The organism is Methylobacterium sp. UNC300MFChir4.1, from assembly GCF_900110155.1.
Lineage (GTDB): Bacteria > Pseudomonadota > Alphaproteobacteria > Rhizobiales > Beijerinckiaceae > Methylobacterium.
Genome location: NZ_FOCS01000006.1, coordinates 234,814 through 256,904 on the forward strand (window position 1 = coordinate 234,814; position 22,091 = coordinate 256,904).

Here is a 22,091-nt window from a genome sequence, read left to right on the forward strand (position 1 = left end):
CCCCCGGGATCTCGGGCCGTCCCGCCGGTCGCGGCTCCGCGCGCGTCTCACGCGTGCGCCTTCCCCGCGGGTCACGGCGCGGCCGATCCCGCCGCGGGCACGGGCAGCACGTCTGGCCGGAAGAACAGGCCCGCCTTCAGGCTGTCGCCGATGCGGTGCGCGCGCTCGATCAGGAGGGCGGCAGGTTCGGGCGGGAAATGGGCGGAGGCCGTCTCCCCGAACAGGTCGAGCCACCGCGCGAAGTGCTCGGGCTCGAGGCGGCCCAGCGCGAGATGCTTGCCGAACGGGTTGCCCTTGTAGCGGCCTGACTTGAAGAAGACCGAGGACCAGAACGCCCGGACGGTCTCCATGTGCCGCGGCCAGTCCGGGTCGGGGATCGCGGCCGCGAAGACGGGTCCGATCAGCGCATCGCCGCGCACGCGCCCGTAGAAGGCATCGAGAAAGCGGGCGAGGCTGGCTTCGTCGAGCGCGACATCGGGCATGATCGTGAGATGCCGGCAGACCCCGCTCTCTTCAAGGGGGATCGGACGGCCGCCGGATCGGAGCCGGAGGGGACGGCGCGCGTCAGGCCTCGGCCGACGCCGGGCGCGGCCGCCATTGACGGCGGTATCGCGCCAGAATAAATGATGGTCATAATTCTTTTGAGCGATCGGCTGCGACGGGGCTCGGTGATGGACGCGCGATGGGTGATCGGGTTCGCCGGTTTGGCACTCGCGGCATGCTCGCCGGCCGAGACCGCCGTCACGCCGGAGCCGCCGCTGGTGCAGACCGTTGCGGTCGCGCCCGCCTCGGCGGCGGTGGCGCGCTACACCGGCGTGATCCGGGCGCGCACCGAGAGCAACCTCGGCTTCCGGGTCGGCGGCAAGATCTTCGAGCGCCTCGTCGACCCGGGCGACCACGTGCGCCTCGGCCAGCCCCTGATGCGGCTCGACCGGACCGACTTCACCCTGGCGCTCAACGCGGCCCGCGCCTCGGTCGAGGCGGCCCGCGCGCAGATGATCAAGGCCAGGGCCGACGAGGAGCGCAGCCGCAAGCTCGTCGGCGACGGGTGGACCTCCAAGCAGACCTACGACCAGAACAAGGCGGCCGCCGACGCGGCCATCGCCCAGTTCGCCAACGCCGAGGCGCAGGCGAGCCAGATCGCCAACCAGGCCGGCTATTCCGAGCTCCAGGCCGATGCCGACGGGGTCGTGATGGAGGTGCCGACCGAGCCGGGCCAAGTCGTCGCCGCCGGGCAGACGGTGGTGAAGCTCGCCCGCGACGGCGCGCGCGAGGCGGAGGTGTTCCTGCCGGAGGGGAGCCGGCAACGCGCGAAGGGCACGGCGTCGGCCACCCTCTACGCCGAGGGCGAGACGACCTACCCGGCCAGGCTCCGGGAATTGTCGGCCACGGCCGATCCGGCGACCCGCACCTACCGCGCCCGCTACATCCTGTCGGGCGGGGGCGAGACCGCGCCCCTCGGGGCGACCGTGACGCTCCAGCTGATCCCTGCCCAGGGGCAGGCGCGGGCTTCGGTGTCCGTGCCGCTGGGGGCCCTGTTCGACCAGGGCGGCGGCTCGGCCGTCTGGCGCTACGACGCCGAGACCCAGACCGTCGCGGCGCAGCCCGTCACCGTCGCGCGCCTGTCGGAGGAGACCGCGGAAGTCGCCTCGGGCCTGACGCCCGGTGACCGGATCGTCGCGCTCGGCGCCCATCTGCTGAGAGCGGGCGAGAAGGTCCGTCAGGCCGACGCCAGCGTCGTGGAGGCCGGCCGATGAACGCCTCCGGCTTCAATCTCTCGGCCCTGGCGGTGCGCGAGCGCGCCGTCACGCTGTTCCTCCTGCTCGCCGTCACCGCGGCCGGGATCTTCGCCTTCGAGAAGCTCGGGCGCGCCGAGGACCCGACCTTCACGGTCAAGACCATGGCGGTCTCGGCCGCCTGGCCCGGCGCGACCACCGACGAGATGCAGCGGCAGGTCGCCGACCCGCTGGAGAAGCGGCTGCAGGAGCTCGTCTACTACGACCGCGTCGAGACGACCGTCCGCCCCGGCCTGATGCTGATGAAGGTCTTCTTCAAGGACAGCATGCCGCCGGCCCGGCTCCAGTCGGAATTCTACCAAGCGCGTAAGAAGCTCTCCGACCAGGCCTCCGGCCTGCCGCGCGGCGTGCTCGGGCCGCTGTTCAACGACGAGTTCTCGGACGTCTACTTCGCCCTCTACGCGCTCCAGGCGCAGGGGCTGCCGCACCGGCATCTCGTGCTCCGCGCGGAGGACCTGCGCCAACGCCTGCTGCGCGTGCCCGGCGTCGAGAAGATCAACATCCTCGGCGAGCAGGCGCAGAAGATCTTCGTCGAGGTCTCCTACCAGCGCCTCGCGACCCTGGGCATCACCGGCCAACAGCTCCTGGCGGCGCTCGCCAACCAGAACGACGTGACGCCGGCTGGCTTCGTCGAGGCCGACGGCCCGCGGGTCTACCTGCGCCTCGACGGCGCCATCGACGGCCTCGACGCGATCCGCGACCTGCCGGTGGCGGCCGGCGACCGCAGCCTAAAGCTCGGCGACATCGCCGAGGTGAAACGCGGCTACGAGGACCCGAAGACCTTCGCGATCCGCAACGACGGCGCGCCGGCCCTGGTGCTCGGACTCGTGATGAAGCCGGGCTTCAACGGACTCAGCCTGGGCGAGGCGCTGAACGCCGAGGAGGTCGCGATCCATCGCGATCTCCCGACCGGCATCACCTTCACGAAGATCACCGACCAGGCGAGGGTGATCGACGACGCCATCCACGAGTTCATGGTGAAGTTCTTCACAGCGCTCTCGGTGGTGATCTTCGTCAGCCTCGTGGCGCTCGGCTTCCGGGTCGGCATCGTGGTGGCGCTGGCGGTGCCGCTCACCCTCTCGGCCGTGTTCGTGGTGATGATGATCACCGGCCGCGACTTCGACCGCATCACGCTCGGCGCGCTCATCATCTCACTGGGCCTCCTCGTCGACGACGCCATCATCGCCATCGAGATGATGGTGGTGCGCATGGAGGAGGGCGCCGACCGGGTCTCGGCGGCGACCCATGCCTGGAGCGCCACCGCCGCGCCGATGCTGACCGGCACGCTCGTCACCATCGCGGGCTTCCTGCCGGTGGGCTTCGCCGCCTCCACGGCGGGCGAGTATGCCGGCAACATCTTCTGGGTGGTGGCCTTCTCGCTGATCGTGTCGTGGATCGTGGCCGTGACCTTCACGCCCTACCTCGGCGTCAAGCTCCTGCCCGACATCAAGAAGGTCGAGGGCGGGCACGCCGCGATCTACGCCACGCGGAACTACCAGCGCCTGCGTCGGGTCGTGCGGCTCTCGGTCGACCACAAGTGGATGGCCGCCGGCATCACCGTGGCGCTGTTCGCGGCGGCCGCGGTCGGCATGGGCAAGGTCGAGAAGCAGTTCTTCCCGAACTCGGAGCGCTCCGAGCTCATCGTCGAGGTGACGCTGCCGACCGGGTCCGCCTTCGCGACCACCGAGGCCAGCGTCCGGAAGGTCGAGGCGGCCGTGCGCGCGCTGCCCGAGGCGGGCGAGATCACGAGCTATATCGGCCAGGGCATGCCGCGCTTCGTGCTCTCGTTCGACCCGGAGCTGCCGGACCCCGCCTTCGCGCAGATCGTCGTCCAGACCGCCGATTCCCACGCCCGCGACGTGCTGCGCGGCAAGGTGCGCCGTCTCGTGGACGACGGCCGCTTCCCCGAGGCGCGGGTGCGGGTGCTGCAGATCGTGTTCGGGCCGCCGGTGCGCTTCCCGGTCGCCTTCCGGGTGGTCGGGCCCGACCTCACCGTCATCCGGGGCATCGCCGCGGAGGTGCGCGACGTCATGATGGCCAACCCCAACATGCGCCTCGTCCACCTCGACTGGGGCGACAGGACGCCGACCCTGCACCTCGCCCTCGACCAGGAGCGCCTGCGCCTGATCGGCCTGACGCCGAAGGAGGCCGGCCAGCAGCTGCAGAGCTACCTCAACGGGACGCCGGCGACCCAGGTCCGCGAGAACCTCCGCTCCGTGGACGTGCTCCTGCGCAGCCCCGGCCCCGAGCGCCGCTCGCTCGGCGACATCGGCGACCTGACGCTGGCCACGCGGGACGGGCGGCAGGTGCCGCTCTCCCAGGTCGCGCACCTGGAGAGCCGCAACGAGGACGCGGTGCTCAAGCGCTACAACCGCGAGACCTACATCCGCGTGCAGGGCGACGTGATCGACGGCAAGCAGCCGCCGGACATCCACGCGCAGATCGTCCCCGAACTCGCGGCCATCAAGGCGAGGCTGCCGCCCGGCTACCGCATCGACACGGCCGGCTCGGTGGAGGAGAGCGAGAAGGCGATGACGGCGCTCGTCACGGTCTTCCCGCTGATGCTGATCGTGACCCTGACGGTCATCATGCTGCAGGTCCGCTCGTTCACCACGATGGTCATGGTGTTCGCGACCGCGCCGCTCGGCCTCGTCGGGGCGGTCCCGACGCTGCTCGTCTTCCACCAGCCCTTCGGCTTCAACGCGATCCTCGGCCTGATCGCGCTGTCCGGCATCCTGATGCGCAACACGCTGATCCTGGTGGACCAGATCCACCACGACCGCGCGGCGGGCCTGTCGGACTACGAGGCCATCGTCGAGTCGACGGTGCGGCGGGCCCGACCGGTGATCCTGACGGCCGCCGCCGCGATGCTCGCCTTCGTCCCGCTGACCCACTCGGTGTTCTGGGGGGCGCTGGCCTACGTGCTCATCGGCGGCGTCGGCGTCGGGACCCTGCTGACCCTGCTGTTCCTGCCGGCGCTCTACGCACTCTGGTTCCGGGTGGCGCGGGACGCGCGCGCGACGCGGACCGCACCCGGCCCCGCACCGGTGCCCGTGCCGGCCGAGCCCTGACCCGGCCGCACCCCACCGATGCCCCGCTCGGGGCATCCCGCGATCGCGCGCTCGGGTCCCGGGCGCGCGGTGCGTCGACCGGCCCGCGCTTCGCCCCCTCGCGCGGGCCGGTCGGCAGCCCTGAACGGCCGCCGCGGCGCGACCGCGACGCCGCTCTCCGCCCGGCCTCGGGCATCCGCGGCTCGCCGTCCCTTCAATAAATGACATCTCGCATCTATGTGAGGAGGCGGAGCGGAGGACGGTACGATGCCGAGGGTCTCGCAGGAGCAAGCCAAGCTGAACCGCCAGCGCGTGGTCGAGGTCGCCTCGGCCCTGTTCCGGGAGCGCGGCCTGCACGGTATCGGCGTCGTCGACATCATGGCGGCCGCGGGCCTGACCCATGGCGGCTTCTACGGTCAGTTCGCCAGCAAGGATGCCCTCGCTGCGGAGGCGTTCGACGCGGCGATCAGCGCCGAGTACCGGGCCAACCTCGACGCCTTCATCGAGAATTACCTCTCCCTGGGGCATGTCCGCACGCCGGGGAGAGGCTGCCCCGTCGCGGCGCTGGTGAACGACGTCGGGCGTGAGCCGCCCGGAAGCGCCCTGCGGGCGCGGTTCACCCAGGGGGTCAAGGGGCTCGCCGGTCTCATCGCAGACAGGCTGCCCAGAGCGTCGAAGGAACGCCGCCGGCAGCGCGCCCTGATCGCGCTGTCGACCATGGTGGGGGCGGTGGTGCTGGCCCGGGGCGTCGACGACGAGGCCCTGGCCGGGGAACTGCTCGAGGCGGCGCGCTCCACGATCCCGGGCTGAGCCGGTCCGAGGCGGCACCCCGGCTCGGGCCGCCTCACCGCCGGGACAGGCACGGGCGATGCGACGGCCTCAGATGCCGCGACGGCGCGCGGCCCGCGGTCGGGCGGGCCGCGGGTTTCGGATCGACGGTGTCCGTCACGGCCGTCCGGCGCGTCCGGACGGAGGGCGCGGGCCGTCAGCCCTCCGCCTTGGCGAGGAAGTCGAAGTCGCAACCCTCCGGAGCCTGCGTGACGCTGCGCCGGTAGAGCGCCTTGTAGCCCCGGGCCGGGACCGGCGGCGGCCGGTGGCCGGCGAGCCGGCGGGCGATCTCGTCATCCGCGACCAGGAGATCGACGCGCTTGTCTCGGATCGACAGGCGGATGCGGTCGCCGTCGCGCACCGCGGCCAGCGGTCCGCCCACCGCGGCCTCCGGGGCCACGTGGAGGACGATCGACCCGAAGGCCGTGCCCGACATCCGCGCGTCGGAGATGCGCACCATGTCCTTCACGCCCGCCTGCGCCAGCTTCTTGGGGATCGGCAGGTAGCCCGCCTCCGGCATGCCGGCCGCGTGCGGGCCGGCATTCTGCAGGACGAGGATGTCACCGGGCGCCACGTCGAGCGCGGGGTCGTCGATGCGCGCCGACAGGTCCTCCAGGCCGGTGAACACCACCGCCCGGCCCTCCGACTCGAACAGGTCGGGCGTCGCCGCCGCGCGCTTGAAGATCGCCCCGTCGGGCGCGAGGCTGCCGGACAGGGCCACCAGGCCGCCGACCGGCGACACGGGATCCGCCGCGGTGCGGATGACCGCGCGGTCGACCCAGGACTCCGGCTCGTCCAGGCGCTCGGCGAGCGTCCGGCCCTCCACGTCCACGGTGTCGAGATGGAGGAGCGGGCGCAGCTCGCGCAGGAGCGCGCCCATGCCGCCGGCGGCGTGGAAATCCTCCATGTAGCCCTGCCCCACGGGCTTCAGGTCGACCAGCACCGGCGTCTCGTCGGAGATCTGGTTGAAGCGCTCGGGCGAGATCCGGATGCCGAGCCGCCCGGCGATGGCGGTGAGGTGCACGATGGCGTTGGTCGAGCCCGACACCGCCATCAGCACGCGGATCGCGTTCTCGACCGACTTCTGCGTGATCACCTGGGAGGGCCGGATCCGCGTCTCGATCAGCCGCACCGCCGCGCGGCCGGTCTCCTCGGCGGCCACCAGCCGGTCGGAATGCACCGCCGGGATCGCGGCGGTGCCCGGCAGCGACATGCCGAGCGCCTCCGCGATGCACGCCATGGTCGAGGCCGTGCCCATCACCGCGCAGGTGCCGGTCGTGACGGAGAGCCGACCCTCGACCTCGGCGATCTCCTCGGCGTCGACGGTGCCGGCCCGGTACTTGGCCCAGAAGCCCCGGCAATCCGTGCAGGCGCCGAGCCGCTGGCCCCGGTGGCGGCCGGTCGACATCGGGCCGGTGACGAGCTGGATCGCCGGCAGGTCGGCGGAGGCCGCGCCCATGAGCTGGGCCGGCACGGTCTTGTCGCAGCCGCCGATCAGCACCACCGCGTCCATCGGCTGGGCGCCGATCATCTCCTCGGTGTCCATGGCCATGAGGTTGCGGTACATCATGCTGGTCGGGTTGAGGAAAACCTCGCCGAGCGACACGGTCGGGAACGGCCGCGGCAGGGCGCCGGCCGCCAGCACGCCGCGGGAGACCGCCTCCACCAGCTCGGGCATGCCCCTGTGGCAGTTGTTGAAGCCCGACGGCGTCATGGCGATGCCGACCACCGGCTTGTTCAGCAGGCCGACCGAGATGCCCATCGAGCGCGCGAACGAGCGGCGCAGGTAGCGGGCGAAGTCGCGGTCGCCGTAATTGGTCAGGCCGCGGTCGAAGCCGTGCGGTTCGTCGGTCATGGTCGTCTCCTCGCGTGGGCGGCCCGGGTCGCCCCGGCCGTCCGGTCTGTCTCAGCGGTCGCCGGGCTCCCGGCTCCCGGAGCGCGCGTCGAGCAGGTCCTCGCGCGCGTCGTCCCACCCCTGTCGTTGGCGCCGCGTTCCCGGCGGAGCGCCGCCGGATCGGTTGCGGCCGCCGACGGCATCGGGGTGCGGACAGGCATGTCCCAGTCCGGCGCCGATGACGAGGCCTCTCAAGGCATGGCCCATCGGATAGGTGTCCGAGAAGGGGCCGCGCGGGATCCGGAGCGCGAAAAGCGCGGCCGCGTCACCGCGTCCGGTGCCGGCCCCCACGGCGGCGCCCGCGTTCCGCACGATCCGTCCGGCATTGCATCCGTAGCGGGACAGAGATCGCTCAGGCGGCGGGCGATCTGTAAGACGGTTCCGGCGTCGGCGGCCCCGGCGCTTCGCGGCAACGGGCTACCGGGTCACGTCATGGATTTGCGCAGAGCCGCGGTCGGGCTCACCCGTCAGGTGCGTGACGCCGTCCGCGGCCGGCCGGGCACCGTGTCACCGCGCGGCTCGACGGGGCGCGCGAGGACCGGGCTGTCGCGGCGATCGCTGGGCATCCTGCTCGTCCTCGCGGCGACGGCCGTCTGGCTGGCCGTCGCCCTCGTGCCCAACCTCCTCGGGAAGGGCGGAGCCCTGTGGGCGATCGTGCACGGCGCGTGCGTCCCCCACGCGTTGCGCGGACAGGGCCCCGCACCGTGCAGCCTGGTCGACCTGGAGGGTGGGGTCGGGAAGGGATACGCCATCCTCAAAGACCTTCGCGGGCGGGCGCAGTTCCTCCTGATCCCGACGGCGCGCATCACCGGCATCGAGAGCCCCGTACTCCTCCAGCCCGGCACGACGAACTACTTCGCCAAGGCGTGGCGCGCCCGAACCTTCGTGGAGGAGCGTCTCGGCCATCCGCTCGACCGGCGGGACGTCAGTCTCGCGGTGAATTCGCGGCTGCGGCGGACTCAGGGGCAGCTGCACATCCACATCGACTGCGTCCGCCGGGATGTCCGCGACACCCTCCGCCGCCTCGCACCCACGATCGGGGATCGCTGGGCGCCTCTCGCGGAACCGCTGGTCGGTCGCCCGTACAGGGCGATGCGCGTGCTCGGCGAGGATCTCGGCACCGCGGACCCGTTCGACCTGCTGGCGCGCGACGACGGGGCGCGCTCGGCCATGGGCGAGCACGCCCTGGCTGTCGTGGGCGCCGAGTTTCCGGGCGCGAAGCCGGGCTTCGTGCTCCTGGACGGTCTGGTGACCAGCCGCTTCGGCAAGGCCTCCAACGGCGAGGTCGTGCAGGACCACACCTGCGCCGTGGCGGCGGAGCCCGCATCGAGCGGGTTTCGGCCACTGGAAGACTGACGCGGGCGGATCCGGCTTCCGCCGCGGGTCGGGTTGCGCGGGGCCGGCCGCGGGCCGCATTCCGGCCGGCCCTCGCGTGAGCAACGTCGCGGCGGCCGGCGGCGGCGCGCCTGCGCGCAAGTCTTATAAATGACCTTAAATCTGTGTCGACGCCCGCAGTGGGGCGGGTAGCCCGAGACAAGGGCCGACTCTGACGCGTGCTATGTCGACGATCATCGCGACGAGAGCGACGGCGGGAGCCGATCGCACTCCGCCCATCCGCCGCCGGTCCCCTCGCGCACGGGGCGTCTCGGTGCAGCCACCGGGGGCTCGGTACTCAGGTCATATATATGACACATGAATATTGACAGACCTTCCCGGGGGCGTATCCTCGATCCGACGCCGACGAGGTCGCGGACTTCGCAAGATCGGCGAGCGGACAGGTGAGGAGCGCCATGACGGCACGGAGCATCATCCGGCTCGTCGGGACGGTCGCGGTCCTATGGGGGGCGCTCGGCGCCGCCCGGGCCGAGGTCTCGACCGTGCGGCTCGCCAAGCAGTTCGGGATCTCCTACCTGCCGCTCACCGTGATGGAGGAGGAGGGCCTGCTCGAGAAGCAGGCCAAGCAGCGCGGGCTCGACGTCAAGGCCGAGTGGCTGCGCTTCACCGGCGGCTCGGGAATGAACGAGGCCTTGCTCTCCGGCAACCTCGATCTCGCCTCCGGCGGCGTCGGCCCGTTCCTGACGATCTGGGGCCGGACGCAGGGCAATCTCAAGGTCAAGGGCGTGGCGGCGCTGAACGCGATGCCGCTCTGGCTGGTCACCATCAACCCGGCGGTGAAGGCGATCACGGATTTCGGCCCCCAGGACAAGATCGCCCTGCCGACCGCGAAAACCTCGATCCAGGCCATCACCCTGCAGATGGCCGCCGAGAAGGCCTTCGGGCCGGGCCAGCAGGCCAAGCTCGACCCGCTCACCGTCTCGATGGGGCACCCGGACGCGCAGACCGCCATGATGGGCGGCCGCTCCGAGATCACCGCCCATTTCGGCTCTCCGCCCTTCCAGGAGATGGAACTGAAGGACCCGCGCGCCCGCAAGGTGCTCGACAGCTACGACGTGATGGGCGGCCCCCACACCTTCAACCTCGTCTGGGCGACCAACCGCTTCGTCACCGAGAACCCCAAGGTCACGGCGGCCTTCCGGGCGGCGCTGGAGGAGAGCCTCGCGCTGATCCGCGACGACCCGGCCCGGGCCGCCGCCCTGTGGATCAAGGCCGAGGGAGCGAAGATCTCGCCCGAGGAGGCCGTGGCCATCATCCGCGCGCCGCAGAACGCCTGGACCACCAAGCCCGAGCGGATGCTCGCCTACCTCGCGTACATGAACCGGGCCGGGCTGGTCTCGGCCAAGGCCGACAGCGAGAGCGAGCTGTTCTTCCCCGATCCGAACGCTGCCGGCGCCCCGAAGGAGGCCAACCGGTGACGGCCCCCGTCGGCCACGCGGCCGTCGACCCGGGCGCAGGCGGGACGCTGCGGGTGCATGTCCGGCGCGGAGAGACCGTCGCGGACTACGCGGTGCCGCGCCGGGCCAACCAGACGGTGCTCGACGTCGTCACCGAGATCCAGCGCGACCAGGACCCCACCCTCGCCTACCGGTTCGCCTGCCGGGTCGGCATGTGCGGCTCCTGCGGCATGACGGTGAACGGGCGCCCGCGCTGGACCTGCCGCACCCGGGTCGCCGCCGTGGCCCCCGACGGAGAGCTTCTGCTGGAGCCCCTGCGCAACCTGCCGGTGGTGAAGGACCTCGCGGTCGACATGGAGCCCTTCTTCGAGAAGTGGCGCCGGGCCCACGGCTTCTTCGAGCCGGGCGCGAATCCGCCCGAGGATTTCGCGGTCGTGGAACCGGAATCCGCCGCGCGCCGGGAGGTCGATGCCGGCATCGAGTGCATCAATTGCGGCGTCTGCTACGCCGCCTGCGATCTGGTGACGTGGAACCCCGACTATCTCGGGCCGGCGGCCCTCAACCGGGCCTGGACGCTGGTCAACGACGTGCGCGACCGCGACCGGGATCGGCTCGCCGCGGTGGCGGGCGATGCCGGCTGCCACTCCTGCCACAGCCACATGAGCTGCACCGAGCATTGCCCGAAAGGCCTGAGCCCGACCTTCTCGATCGCGGGCCTCAAGCGCGAGACCGGCAAGGCGGCGCTGCGCCGGTTCTGGAGGCGCGGATGAGCCCGCTCCTGTACCTCGCCCAGCGCGGCACCGCGGCGATCCTGGCGGTCACGGTCGCGGTCCATCTCGGCACGATCCTCTACGCGGTGCGCGGCGGGCTCACGGCCGGCGAGATCCTGGGCCGGACGCAGGGCAACCTCGCCTTCCTGCTGTTCTACGCGGTCTTCGTTCTGGCGGCCGCGATCCACGCGCCGATCGGCCTGCGCAGCGTCCTGCGCGAGTGGACCGGCTGGCGCGGCCGCTCCCTCGACGTCGCCATGATCGCCCTCTCGGCCCTGCTCGCCGGCCTGGGCCTGCGGGCGGCACTCGCGGTGTACGCGGCATGAGAACCGCCCCGGGCACGGCCGGGCGGGCCGGCATCACCCGCGCGTCCCTGCGCCGGCCCGGCTTCGCCGCCGCGCTGATCCACCGGCTCTCGGGGATCGCCCTGGCGCTGTTCCTGCCGATGCACTTCATCGCGCTCGGCACCGCGCTCCAGGGTGCCGACCGGCTGGAGAGCTTCCTCGGCCTCACCCATAACGGCCTCGTCCGCACGGCCGAATGGGGACTCGTCTGCGCGCTCGCCGTCCACATGGCGCTGGGGTTGCGCGTGCTCGCCATCGAGTGGCTGCGCTTCCGCGAGCGCAATGCCCGCGTCGTGGCGGGCTGTCTCGCGGCCGCCTTCGCGGTCGGCCTGCTGTTCCTCCTGAGCGGGGCCTGATCCCCCGACCGTCACCAGCGGAGACCCGCCATGGATCTCGACATCCGCGAATTCGAGGAGGTCTGCCGCGACCTCTACGTCCGCGCCCTGAAGATCCTGCCGCCCGACATCAAGGCGGGCTTCGCCGACCTGCAGCGGGCCGAGACCAGCGCCACCGGCCGCGCCATCCTCGACACGATGGTGGAGAACGTCGCGGTCGCGGAGCGCACGAAGAATATCCTCTGCCAGGATACCGGCATCCCGATCTACAACGTCGTGATCGGCGCCGACGTGCGCTTCGACGGCGCCGCGCTCAAGGCCGCGATCCGGCGCGGCTGCGAGCGGGCGACCAAGGACTTCTCCCTGCGCTCCTCGGTGGTCCACCCGATCACCCGCAGGAACGAGCAGACCTCCTGCGGCATCCGCGTGCCGATCATCCACGTCGACTTCGACGATCGGCCCGAGACCGTGGCGGTGGAGATGATCCCGAAGGGCTCGGGCTCCGAGAACGGCTCGTTCCTGCAGATGCTGCTGCCCTCGGACGGGATCGGCGCGGCCAAGCGCTTCGTCATCGACCGGGTGATCGAGCTCGGCGGCCGGGTCTGCCCGCCGACCATCGTGGGCGTCGGGCTCGGCGGCACCTCCGACCTGTGCATGCATCTGGCCAAGGTGGCGGCGACCCGGCCGCTGCGCTCGGTCTGCGCCGATCCCGAAGGCGCCCGGATCGAGGCCGAGCTGTCGCGGGCCGTGAACGAACTCGGCATCGGCCCGCAGGGGCTCGGGGGCCGGTCCACGAGCTTCGCCGTCCATGTCGAGCTCGCCGCGACCCACATCACCCAGAACCCGGTCGCGGTGAACATCCAGTGCCACTCGGCCCGCCGCGCCCGCGCGACGCTCACGCCCGGCGGCATCGCGTTCGATTGAGGAGCAGACCGTGGCCCACCACGTCCTCGACATGCCGGCCACTGAGGCCGAGATCCGGGCGCTCCGGATCGGCGACACCGTCACCCTGCGGCGCTGGCTGTTCGGCATCCGCGACGCGACCCTGATCCACATGTTCGACCGGGACCGCCGCACCCGGCTCGACCTCGACGGCCACGCGGTGATCCACACCGCGCCGAACGTCCACCGCGTCCCGGTCTCCAACGAGGCGCCGGTCGGCTTCGCGCCGTTCTGCATCGGCACCACCACGTCGATGCGCATGGAGCGCTTCACCGACGCGCTGATGGAGCGCGAGGGCGTGCGCCTCATCGTCGGCAAGGGCGGCATGGGGCCGGCGACCCTCGACGCCTTCGCGCGGCGCGGCGGCGCCTACCTGGCGATCGTCGGCGGCGCGGCGGCGCTGGAGACCACCTGGATCGAGACCATCGTGGACGTCGACCTCGACGATCTCCATCCCGAGAGCCTGTGGCAGTTCGCGATCCGCGATTTCGGTCCGCTGCTGGTCGGCATGGATTCGCACGGCGGCTCGCTCTTCGCCGACGTGCAGCGCGACGTGGCCGCCCGGCGCGACGCCGTCATCGCCTCCCTCGAGGACGCCCGATGAGCCCCGAACAGGTCGAGACCGACATCCTGATCCTCGGCTCCGGCGGGGCCGGGCTGTTCGCGGCGCTCCACGCCAAGAAGGTCGCGCCGGACCTCGACGTCACCGTGGCGGTGAAGGGTCTGCTGGGGAAGTGCGGCTGCACCCGCATGGTCCAGGGCGGCTACAACGTCGCGCTGGCGCCGGGCGACTCGGTCGAGCGGCACTTCATGGACACGATCGAGGGCGGCAAGTGGCTGAACGACCAGGCGCTGGCCTGGACGCTCGTCACCGAGGCGCAGGTGCGGATCCGCGAGCTGGAGACCGAGCTCGGCTGCTTCTTCGACCGCAACCCGGACGGCAGCGTCCACCAGAAGGCCTTCGCCGGCCAGACCTTCGACCGGACGGTGCACAAGGGCGACCTCACCGGCATCGAGATCATCAACCGCCTGTCCGAGCAGGTCTGGCGCCGGGACGTGCGCCGCCTGGAGGACCACCGCGCCCTGGAGCTGATCCCGGCCCGGGACGGATCGGGGCTGGCGGGCGTGCTGATGCTCGACATGCGCACCGGCGAGCCGAAGCTGGTGCGGGCGAAGGCCGTGCTGCTCGCCACCGGCGGCGGGCCGACCATGTACAAGTACCACACGCCGTCGGGCGACAAGTCCTGCGACGGTCTCGCCATGGCTCTGCGCGCCGGACTGCCGTTGCGCGACATGGAGATGGTGCAGTTCCACCCGACCGGGCTGCTCGCCGGCGCCGGCACCCGCATGACCGGGACGGTGCTGGAGGAGGGCCTGCGCGGGGCCGGCGGCTGGCTCCTCGATTCCACCGGCCAGCGCTTCATGGAGGCCTACGATCCGCGGGCCGAGCGCGCGACCCGGGACGTGGTCAGCCGCTCGATCATGCGGCGGCTGCGCGACGGCTTCGCCACGCCGAGCGGGGGCGTGCACATCCAGATGAGCCATCTCGGCCCCGAGGACGTGCGCCGCCGGTTCAAGGGCATGGTCGAGCGCTGCGCCGATTGCGGCTTCGACCTCGCGGGCGGGCTCGTCGAGGTCATCCCCACCGCCCACTACATGATGGGCGGCCTCCAGTTCGCGGTCGACTGCACCACCGCGCTGCCGCGCCTCTTCGCGGCCGGCGAGGATACCGGCGGCGTCCACGGGGCGAACCGTCTGGGCGGCAACGGCGTCGCGAATTCCACGGTGTTCGGGGGGCTGGCCGGCCAGTCCATGGCGCGGGCCGTGACGCGCGAGGGCCGCCTCGCCGAGCCCGATCCCGCCGCCATCGAGGCGGGCCTCGCCCGCGCCTACGGGCCGCTCGGCCGGCCGGCGGAGTCGCTGCCGGAGATCCGCGAGGCGCTCTACGAGACGATGTGGGCCGATGTCGGCATCCTGCGGGACGCGGCCGGGCTGACCCGGGCGCTCGCGACCCTCGACGGGCTCTCCGACGCGGTCGCCCGGGCCGGCGCGCCGGACGGCGACCGCCGCTACGCGCTCACCTGGATGGACCGGCTGAACCTCGAGAACCTCGTGCTGGTCTCGCAGGCGGTCGCCCGGGCGGCGCTCGCCCGCACCGACAGCCGCGGCGCCCATTTCCGCGAGGATTTCCCGGAGGCCTCGGACCTCGCGACCTCGCACTACACGGTGGTCCGCCAGCGCGGCGGGGCGCTCGACCTCGCGATGGAGCCGGTGCACTTCACGCATGTGCGGCCCGGCGGCTCGCTCCTCGACGCCGCCGCCTGAGGAGAGCCCGTCCATGCAGACCCTGCGCGGCGCCGACATCGTGGCCCGGACCCTGGAGGCGCTCGGCGTCACCCGGATCTTCACCCTGTCGGGCAACCACATCATGCCGGTCTTCGACGCCCTGCTGGAGACCGGGATCAGCCTCGTCCACACCCGCCAGGAGGCGGCCTGCGTCCACATGGCCGACGCCTGGGGCCGGCTGACCGGCGAGGTCGGCGTCGCCCTGGTGACCGGTGGGCAGGGCCACACCAACGGCGCGGCGGCGCTCACCACGGCGCTCGCGGCCGAGTCGCCCGTGCTGCTGCTCTCCGGCCATGCGGGCCTGTCGGAGCTCGGGCGCGGCGCCTTCCAGGAGCTGGCCCAGGCCGACATCGCCCGGCCGATGACCAAGGCCGCCTGGACCGCCGGGTCGGTCGCCGCCCTCGGGCCGGACCTCGCCCGGGCCTTCCGGATCGCCCGGGAGGGGCGGCCCGGCCCGGTCCATCTCAGCCTGCCGGTCGACCTGCTGGAGGCGGCCGTCCCCGCCGCCTCGGTGCGGATCCCGGACCGCGCAGCGGCCGCCATCCGGGCCGCCGAGCCGGCGCCGGATCTCGTGGCCGACCTCCTCGCTGCCCTCGCGGGGGCGGAACGGCCGCTGATCGCCTGCGGCCCGGCCCTGTGCGACGCCTCCGGCCGGGCTGCCATGGCAACGCTGGAAGAAACTCTCGGCCTGCCGGTCGTCGGCATGGAGAGCCCGCGCGGGATCAACGATCCGGCGCTCGGCGCCTTCGCGGAGATCCTGGCGCGGACCGACCTCCTCGTGCTGCTCGGCAAGCCGATCGACTTCACCCTGCGCTTCGGCGCGGCGCCCGCCCTCGCGCCCGACTGCCGCTTCGCCCTCGTCGATCCCGATCCGGCGCTGCTGGCCCGCGCACCGGCCGACCGCCTCGCCGTCTCGGGCCTCGCCGATCCGCGGCCGGTGCTGGCGGCGCTGACCGCCCGCGGCAGCGCCCTCTCCCGCCGGGACGCCTGGCACCGGGAGGCGCGGGCCGCCCTCGCCTACCGGCCGCCCGCCTGGGTGGATTTCCACGGGACGGGTCAGCGCCTGCACCCGGTGGAGCTGTGCCGGGCGGTCGACGCCTTCCTGGAACGCCACCCCGACGGCACGCTGATCTGCGACGGCGGCGAGATCGGGCAATGGCCGCAGGCCCTGGTCCGCGCCGGGCGCCGGCTGATCAACGGCGTCTCGGGCACGATCGGCGCGTCGATCCCCTTCGCGATCGCCGCCGCACTGGAGCGGCCCGGCGCCCCGGTGGTCGCGGTGCTGGGCGACGGCACCTTCGGCTTCCACATGGCCGAGTTCGACACCGCCGTGCGCTATCGGATCCCGTTCATCGCGGTGGTGGGCAACGACGCGCGCTGGAACGCCGAGCACCAGATCCAGCTGCGCAGCTACGGCCCCGATCGGACGCGCCACTGCGACCTGCTCCCGACCCGCTACGACGCGGTCGTCCAGGCCCTCGGCGGCTTCGGGGCGCTGGTGACCGAGGCGGCCGAACTTCCGGCGGCGCTGGAGGCGGCCCAGGCCAGCGGCCTGCCGGCCTGCATCAACGTGATGATCGCGAGCGTGGCGGCGCCGGTGATCCGCCGCCCCGGCTGAGGAGAGCGGTCTCAGCACACGGCATGACCGTGGTGCCGTCTCTGCCGAACGGGGCGCGGGTCCCCTCTCCCGCTCGGGAGAGGGGGCAGGTCGCGCCCGCGACGTGCGTCGGCGCGACGGTCGCGGACCTTGGGCTCAGGGAGAAGATCTCATGCGCAGGCGCGACGTTCTGGCCGGGGCCGCGGCGTTCCTGGCGAGTCCCGTCCCGGGGCGGGCCGACGAGGTCGGCGCGGTGGCGATCGCCCGCCAGCCGAGCCTCGGCCACCTGCCGCTGATGCTGATGGAGGAGCAGGGCCTGCTCCAGAAGGCCGCGGCCGCCCGCGGCGTGGCGGGGCTCCAGGCGCGCTACCTCACCCTCGCGGGCGGGGCGGCGATGAACGACGCCCTGCTCTCCGGGACGATCCAGTTCGCGGCCGGCGGCGTGCCGCCCCTCGTGCTGCTCTGGTCGAAGACCGAGGGCACCGCCATGGCGGTGAAGGGCGTGGCGGCGATGAACAGCATGCCGCTCCTGATGAACACCAGCAATCCGAAGGTGCACCGGCTCGCCGACTTCACCGACCGGGACAAGATCGCCCTCCCCGCCGTGAAGGTCTCGGTCCAGGCGATGTTCCTGCAGATGGCCGCCGAGAAGGAGCTCGGCGCAGGCCGCCGCAACGACCTCGACCGGCTCACCGTCACCCTCTCCCATCCCGACGGCATGGCGGCGCTCCTCGGGGGCAGCGAGGTGACGGCCCACTTCACCGCCGCGCCGATCCAGGAGCTGGAGCTGCGCCGGCCCGGCATCCGCACGGTGCTGAACAGCTTCGACGTGCTGGGCGAACCCTCGACCTTCAACGTCGTCTGGGCGTCCTCGGCCTTCGCGGGCGCCAATCCCCGTGTCGTCGCGGCTTTCAACGCCGCCCTGGACGACGCGCTCGCCGCGATCACGGCCGATCCGTCGGAGGCGGCGCGCGCCTACGTGCGGCTCGCCCGCGACGGGAGCGATGTCGGGCTGATCACCGAGATCCTGAAGGACCCGCAGGTCTCCTTCACGGCGACGCCCCGGGCGGTCGGAAAGGTCGCCGACTTCATGGCCCGCACCGGCACGATCCGTCGCCGGCCGGAGAGCTGGAAGGACCTGTTCTTCGCGGGCGTCCACGACAAGGCGGGCAGCTGACGCCCCACCGGCCGCGCTCAGTTCTGCAGCAGGCCGGGCAGCGCCAGGGCCGTCGTGGTCAGGCCGATCGCGGCGAGCAGCGCGAGGACGAGCGTGCGGAAGCGGCGCTGGTCGATCCGGGCGAACAGCGAGAGCCCGGCGAGCACGCTCACCAGCACCACCGGCAGCGCCAGGGCGAGGTCGCCGACGAGTTCGGGCGGCAGCGGATCGAGATAGAGGAGGATCGTCAGGGCCCAGACCTGCATCACCAGGGTGAAGGACTGGTAGACCGCCCGCTGGGTGCGCGGATCCCAGCCGCGCACGAGGCTCCAGGCCGTCGGCAGGGCGCCGGACAGGCCGGCGATCCCGCCCAGCACGCCGCCCAGGAAGCCGATCGCGCCGTCGCTCCAGCGATTGCCGAAGCCGACCCGGTAATCGGCGCGCAGCAGGGCGACGCCGCCGCTGTAGAGGACCAGGAAGGCGCCGATCGCGACCTTGATGAAGCGCGGATCGAGATCGTGCAGCAGGTGGATGCCGATCGGCGCGCCGACGAGGCCCGGCAGGATCATCGCGAAGGCGGTGCCCCGCGGCGGCCAGGTCCGCAGGCGCAGGATCGAGATCACCTGCGAGAGGATGCTGCAGACGAGCACCAGGGCGGTCGCCTCAACGGGCGTGCGGATCGACAGCAGCGTGCCGGAGGCGATCAGCGCGAAGGCGAAGCCCGTCAGGCCCGAGATCACGCCGGCGCAGCCGACGCAGAGGACGAGGAGGAGCGTCTCGTTCACCGGGGGCGCCCGGCCCGGCCGATGCCATCCGCGCGCACACCCGCCATTCTCGTCCTCCCGGCCCGCGTCCCGCCTGGGCGGGCTCTGTTTCCATGTATCTTATATAAGACTGATCCGACTGGGCAAGGCGCATGCCTCTGCGGCGCGACAGGGTTGCCCATCCGGATCCGGCCCGCGACCTCCCTCCTCCACAGAGGAGGATGGGGCGCTCGGTGCCGTCCCCGAGCCAGTGAAATCACCCGCACCCCTCGATCACCCGTTGACGCCGGACACCTCATTGGTCTTATATAAGACCAGTCGCCGCCGAGAAGCCGACGACGCAGATCAGGAGGACCGCATGAGCAGCCACGCCGCGTCCGGCGCGGGGCGCCGCAAGCCGCATCTTCTCGCCCATTCCCCCCAGGACAACGTCGCCGTCGCGGTGATCGAGGGCCTGAGCGCGAGCACCGACGCCTTCGGGGTGGTCACCGAGAACGACAGCACCTTCGAGGTCCATGTCCGCCACGACATCCCGATCGGCCACAAGGTCGCGCTCACCGACCTGAAGGCCGGCGACACGGCCATCAAGTACGGCCAGGACATCGGCAAGGTCATCAAGGACGTCGCCAAGGGCGAGCACGTCCACGTCCACAACGTCAAGACGAAGCGCTGGTGAGGTGACGATGTTCAAGGAAGCCGCTCAGCTCGAACACGAGATCGCCACCCCCTTCGTCGGCGGTGCGCCCGATCAGTTCGCCACCAAGGCGCTCGCGACCGGGCGCGCCTCGGAGAACTACACCTCCGCCACCTTCATGGGCTGGCGCCGGGAGAACGGCCGGGTCGGCGTGCGCAACCACGTCGTGCTCCTGCCGCTGGACGACCTGTCCAACGCCGCCTGCGAGGCGGTCGCCAACAACGTGAAGGGCACGATGGCGCTGCCCCACGCCTACGGCCGGCTCCAGTTCGGCGAGGACCTGGACCTCCACTTCCGCACCCTGATCGGCATCGGCTCGAACCCGAACGTCGCCGCCGTCGTGGTGATCGGCATCGAGGACCAGTGGACCAACCGCGTGGTCGAGGGCATCGCCAAGACCGGCAAGCCGGTCGTCGGCTTCGGCATCGAGGGCCACGGCGACATCGCGATCGTCGCCAAGGCGAGCTACCAGGCCAAGCGCTTCGTGCAGTGGGCCACCGAGCTCCAGCGCGAGGAATGCCCGATCGCCGACCTCTGGGTCTCGACCAAGTGCGGCGAGTCCGACACCACCACCGGCCTCGCCTCCTGCCCCACCGTCGGCAACATGTACGACAAGCTGATCCCGCACGGGATCTACGGGGTGTTCGGCGAGACCTCGGAGATCACCGGCGCGGAGCACCTCTGTCGCGAGCGGGCGATCAGCCCGGAAGTCTCCGACAAGTGGTACACGATGTGGAAGGCCTACCAGGACGACGTGATCGAGGCCCACAAGACCGACGATCTCTCGGACTCGCAGCCGACCAAGGGCAACATCGCGGGCGGCCTCACCACGATCGAGGAGAAGGCGCTCGGCAACCTCGAGAAGATCGGCCACGAGTGCCGCTTCATCGACGCGCTGCAGCCCGCGGAGGCGCCCGCCAAGGGGCCCGGCCTGTACTTCATGGACACGTCCTCGGCGGCGGCCGAGTGCGTCACCCTGATGGCGGCGGCCGGCTACGTGGTGCACACCTTCCCGACCGGCCAGGGCAACGTCATCGGCAACCCGATCGTCCCGGTGATCAAGATCACCGGCAATCCCCGGACCGTGCGGACCATGGGCGAGCATATCGACGTCGACGTCTCGGGTGTGCTCACCCGTGAGATGACGATCCCGCAGGCCGGCGACGCGCTCATCGACATGGTGGTGCGCACCGCCAACGGCCGGCTCACGGCGGCCGAGTCCCTCGGCCACCGGGAATTCGTGATGACGAAGCTCTACCGCAGCGCCTGACGCACAAGTCCCGCGCCCGCGGACCGCGATCCGGTCCGCGGGCGCGGCCCCGACGCCACGGGGTCAGGACCACGCCGGAGCGCACGACCGCGGGGGAAACCGCGGCGGCCTCCGTCCCGTCATTCTGGAGGAACGCATGAGGCTGCTTCGGTCGATCTACGGCCAGGTTCTGCTCGGCATCGCCCTGGGCATCGCGGTCGGGGTGGTGGCCCCCGATTTCGCCGTGGGCTGCAAGATCCTCGGCGACATGTTCATCAACCTGATCAAGATGATCGTCGCCCCCGTCATCTTCTGCACGGTCGTGGTCGGCATCGCGCATGTCGGCGACATGAAGAGCGTCGGCCGGATGGGCCTGAAGACCATCCTGTACTTCGAGGTCGCCACGACGGTGGCGCTCGCCGCGGGCCTCCTGTTCGTCAACCTGCTGCGGCCGGGCGACGGCGTGAACGCCACGGTCGACAGCCTCGATGCCAAGCTCGTGGCCGGCATCGCCGGCAAGGCCCACGCGCAATCGCCGATGGAGATCGTCGCCAACATCATCCCGCACAGCGCGGTCGACGCCTTCGCCAAGGGCGACCTGATCCAGGTGATGTTCTTCTCGGTGCTGGTCGGCATGGGGCTCGCGATGCTGGGCCGGCGCGGCGAGTTCCCGCTCAAGGTGGTCCACGCCTTCGGCGACGTGCTGATGAAGGTCGTCGGCCTGATCATGCACTTCGCGCCGATCGGCGCCTTCGGGGCGATGGCGTTCACCATCGGCAAGTTCGGGCTCGGCATCCTCGCCCAGTACGGGATGCTGATCGTCTCCCTCTACCTGACCTTCATCGTGTTCATCGCGGTCTTCCTCGGCGGCGTGATGCGCTTCTACGTCGGCCTGAGCCTGTGGAAGCTGTTCCGCTACAGCCGGGAGGAGCTGTTCATCCTGCTCGGCACCACGAGCTCGGAATCGGTGCTGCCGCGGATCATGGCCAAGCTCAACGGCCTCGGGGTCGACAAGAGCGTCACCGGCCTCGTGATGCCCGCCGGCCTGTCCTTCAACATGGACGGCTCGTGCATCTACCTGACCATGGCGATCGGCTTCATCGCCCAGGCCCTCAACGTGCCGCTGACCTGGGAGCAGGAGCTCGGCATCCTCGCCATCGCGCTGGTGACCTCGAAGGGCGTGGCGGGCGTGGCCGGCGCCATCCTGTTCGTGCTCGCCGCGACGCTCCAGGCCTCGCAGCTCCTGCCGGTGGCGGGCATCGCCCTGATCATCGGGGTGGACCGCATCCTGAACGAGCTGCGCTGCGTGACCAACGCGGTCGGCAACATGGTGGCGACCCTCGTGATCGCCCGCTGGGAGGGCAAGATCGACCTCGCCCACGCCCGGGCGGTGCTCGACGGCCGCATCACCCCGAACCTCGACCTCCTCGACGACGAGGACGAGGCGGCGGACGCGATCCCAGCCCGCGAGCCGGCGGCGGCCTCGCGCCGCCCCCTCCCCGCTGCCGTGCCGGCGACCTGAGAAGGATCCTCC

19 protein-coding genes are annotated in these 22,091 nt (G+C 71.8%); 16 read left to right on the forward strand and 3 right to left on the reverse strand.

Annotated elements, in window-relative coordinates:
* Positions 1-71: 71 nt before the first annotated feature.
* On the reverse strand, positions 72-482 hold the full coding sequence (locus BMY19_RS11515; RefSeq protein ID WP_100251786.1) for a group III truncated hemoglobin: 411 nt from the start codon (positions 480-482) through the stop codon (positions 72-74).
* A 189-nt stretch (positions 483-671) separates the two neighbouring features.
* Between BMY19_RS11515 and BMY19_RS11520 the strand changes: the two genes are divergently transcribed.
* The 3 genes from BMY19_RS11520 (at position 672) to BMY19_RS11530 (ending at position 5,656) form a co-directional block, all read left to right on the forward strand.
* The gene (locus BMY19_RS11520) at positions 672-1,757 is read left to right on the forward strand and encodes an efflux RND transporter periplasmic adaptor subunit (RefSeq protein WP_100251787.1); all 1,086 of its coding nucleotides are present in this window, start codon (positions 672-674) and stop codon (positions 1,755-1,757) included.
* Positions 1,754-4,867 (forward strand): efflux RND transporter permease subunit, encoded by a 3,114-nt coding sequence (locus BMY19_RS11525; protein ID WP_100251788.1) that lies wholly within the window; start codon positions 1,754-1,756, stop codon positions 4,865-4,867. Before BMY19_RS11520 ends, BMY19_RS11525 begins: the two co-directional genes overlap by 4 nt.
* A 246-nt stretch (positions 4,868-5,113) precedes the next feature.
* Positions 5,114-5,656 (forward strand): TetR/AcrR family transcriptional regulator, encoded by a 543-nt coding sequence (locus tag BMY19_RS11530; protein WP_020094907.1) that lies wholly within the window; start codon positions 5,114-5,116, stop codon positions 5,654-5,656.
* Positions 5,657-5,831: 175 nt separating this feature from the next.
* On the opposite strand, the gene BMY19_RS11535 is transcribed toward BMY19_RS11530, so the two are convergent.
* Positions 5,832-7,529 (reverse strand): IlvD/Edd family dehydratase, encoded by a 1,698-nt coding sequence (locus tag BMY19_RS11535; RefSeq protein ID WP_100251789.1) that lies wholly within the window; start codon positions 7,527-7,529, stop codon positions 5,832-5,834.
* A gap of 471 nt (positions 7,530-8,000) precedes the next feature.
* Here BMY19_RS11535 and BMY19_RS11545 point away from each other — a divergent pair, with 471 nt between their 5' ends.
* From BMY19_RS11545 to BMY19_RS11590, 10 genes are all read left to right on the forward strand, one after another.
* The gene (locus tag BMY19_RS11545; RefSeq protein ID WP_100251791.1) at positions 8,001-8,924 is read left to right on the forward strand and encodes a CDP-diacylglycerol diphosphatase; all 924 of its coding nucleotides are present in this window, start codon (positions 8,001-8,003) and stop codon (positions 8,922-8,924) included.
* Between the two features lie 434 nt (positions 8,925-9,358).
* A complete protein-coding gene (locus BMY19_RS11550) occupies positions 9,359-10,381 on the forward strand; it encodes an ABC transporter substrate-binding protein (protein WP_020094911.1) in 1,023 nt (340 codons plus the stop codon).
* Complete coding sequence (locus BMY19_RS11555) at positions 10,378-11,130, forward strand: succinate dehydrogenase/fumarate reductase iron-sulfur subunit (RefSeq protein WP_100251792.1); 753 nt, start codon at positions 10,378-10,380, stop codon at positions 11,128-11,130. The genes BMY19_RS11550 and BMY19_RS11555 overlap by 4 nt, the downstream gene beginning before the upstream one ends.
* Positions 11,127-11,456: a succinate dehydrogenase/fumarate reductase transmembrane subunit gene (locus BMY19_RS11560; protein WP_020094913.1), complete on the forward strand. Its 330-nt coding sequence runs from the start codon at positions 11,127-11,129 to the stop codon at positions 11,454-11,456. Before BMY19_RS11555 ends, BMY19_RS11560 begins: the two co-directional genes overlap by 4 nt.
* On the forward strand, positions 11,453-11,830 hold the full coding sequence (locus tag BMY19_RS11565) for a succinate dehydrogenase, cytochrome b556 subunit (RefSeq protein ID WP_091978503.1): 378 nt from the start codon (positions 11,453-11,455) through the stop codon (positions 11,828-11,830). The genes BMY19_RS11560 and BMY19_RS11565 overlap by 4 nt, the downstream gene beginning before the upstream one ends.
* A 30-nt stretch (positions 11,831-11,860) precedes the next feature.
* Positions 11,861-12,733, forward strand: coding sequence for a fumarate hydratase (locus tag BMY19_RS11570; RefSeq protein WP_056530581.1), 873 nt, complete (start codon positions 11,861-11,863; stop codon positions 12,731-12,733).
* 10 nt (positions 12,734-12,743) lie between these two features.
* Positions 12,744-13,355, forward strand: a complete 612-nt coding sequence (locus BMY19_RS11575; protein ID WP_056530583.1) for a fumarate hydratase C-terminal domain-containing protein — start codon at positions 12,744-12,746, stop codon at positions 13,353-13,355.
* Positions 13,352-15,076: an L-aspartate oxidase gene (locus BMY19_RS11580; RefSeq protein WP_100251793.1), complete on the forward strand. Its 1,725-nt coding sequence runs from the start codon at positions 13,352-13,354 to the stop codon at positions 15,074-15,076. Before BMY19_RS11575 ends, BMY19_RS11580 begins: the two co-directional genes overlap by 4 nt.
* 13 nt (positions 15,077-15,089) lie before the next feature.
* Positions 15,090-16,715, forward strand: a complete 1,626-nt coding sequence (locus BMY19_RS11585) for a thiamine pyrophosphate-binding protein (RefSeq protein WP_100251794.1) — start codon at positions 15,090-15,092, stop codon at positions 16,713-16,715.
* 151 nt (positions 16,716-16,866) lie between these two features.
* The gene (locus tag BMY19_RS11590) at positions 16,867-17,871 is read left to right on the forward strand and encodes an ABC transporter substrate-binding protein (protein ID WP_100251795.1); all 1,005 of its coding nucleotides are present in this window, start codon (positions 16,867-16,869) and stop codon (positions 17,869-17,871) included.
* A gap of 17 nt (positions 17,872-17,888) precedes the next feature.
* Here the strand turns inward: BMY19_RS11590 and BMY19_RS11595 are convergent, their stop codons facing one another.
* Positions 17,889-18,635: a sulfite exporter TauE/SafE family protein gene (locus tag BMY19_RS11595; protein WP_056530594.1), complete on the reverse strand. Its 747-nt coding sequence runs from the start codon at positions 18,633-18,635 to the stop codon at positions 17,889-17,891.
* A 337-nt stretch (positions 18,636-18,972) separates the two neighbouring features.
* Here BMY19_RS11595 and BMY19_RS11600 point away from each other — a divergent pair, with 337 nt between their 5' ends.
* From BMY19_RS11600 to BMY19_RS11610, 3 genes are all read left to right on the forward strand, one after another.
* Positions 18,973-19,290, forward strand: a complete 318-nt coding sequence (locus BMY19_RS11600; protein ID WP_020094921.1) for a UxaA family hydrolase — start codon at positions 18,973-18,975, stop codon at positions 19,288-19,290.
* Positions 19,291-19,297: 7 nt separating this feature from the next.
* Positions 19,298-20,578: a UxaA family hydrolase gene (locus tag BMY19_RS11605; protein ID WP_056530944.1), complete on the forward strand. Its 1,281-nt coding sequence runs from the start codon at positions 19,298-19,300 to the stop codon at positions 20,576-20,578.
* Positions 20,579-20,714: 136 nt separating this feature from the next.
* Positions 20,715-22,079: a cation:dicarboxylate symporter family transporter gene (locus tag BMY19_RS11610; protein ID WP_100251796.1), complete on the forward strand. Its 1,365-nt coding sequence runs from the start codon at positions 20,715-20,717 to the stop codon at positions 22,077-22,079.
* The last annotated feature ends 12 nt before the right edge of the window (positions 22,080-22,091 follow it).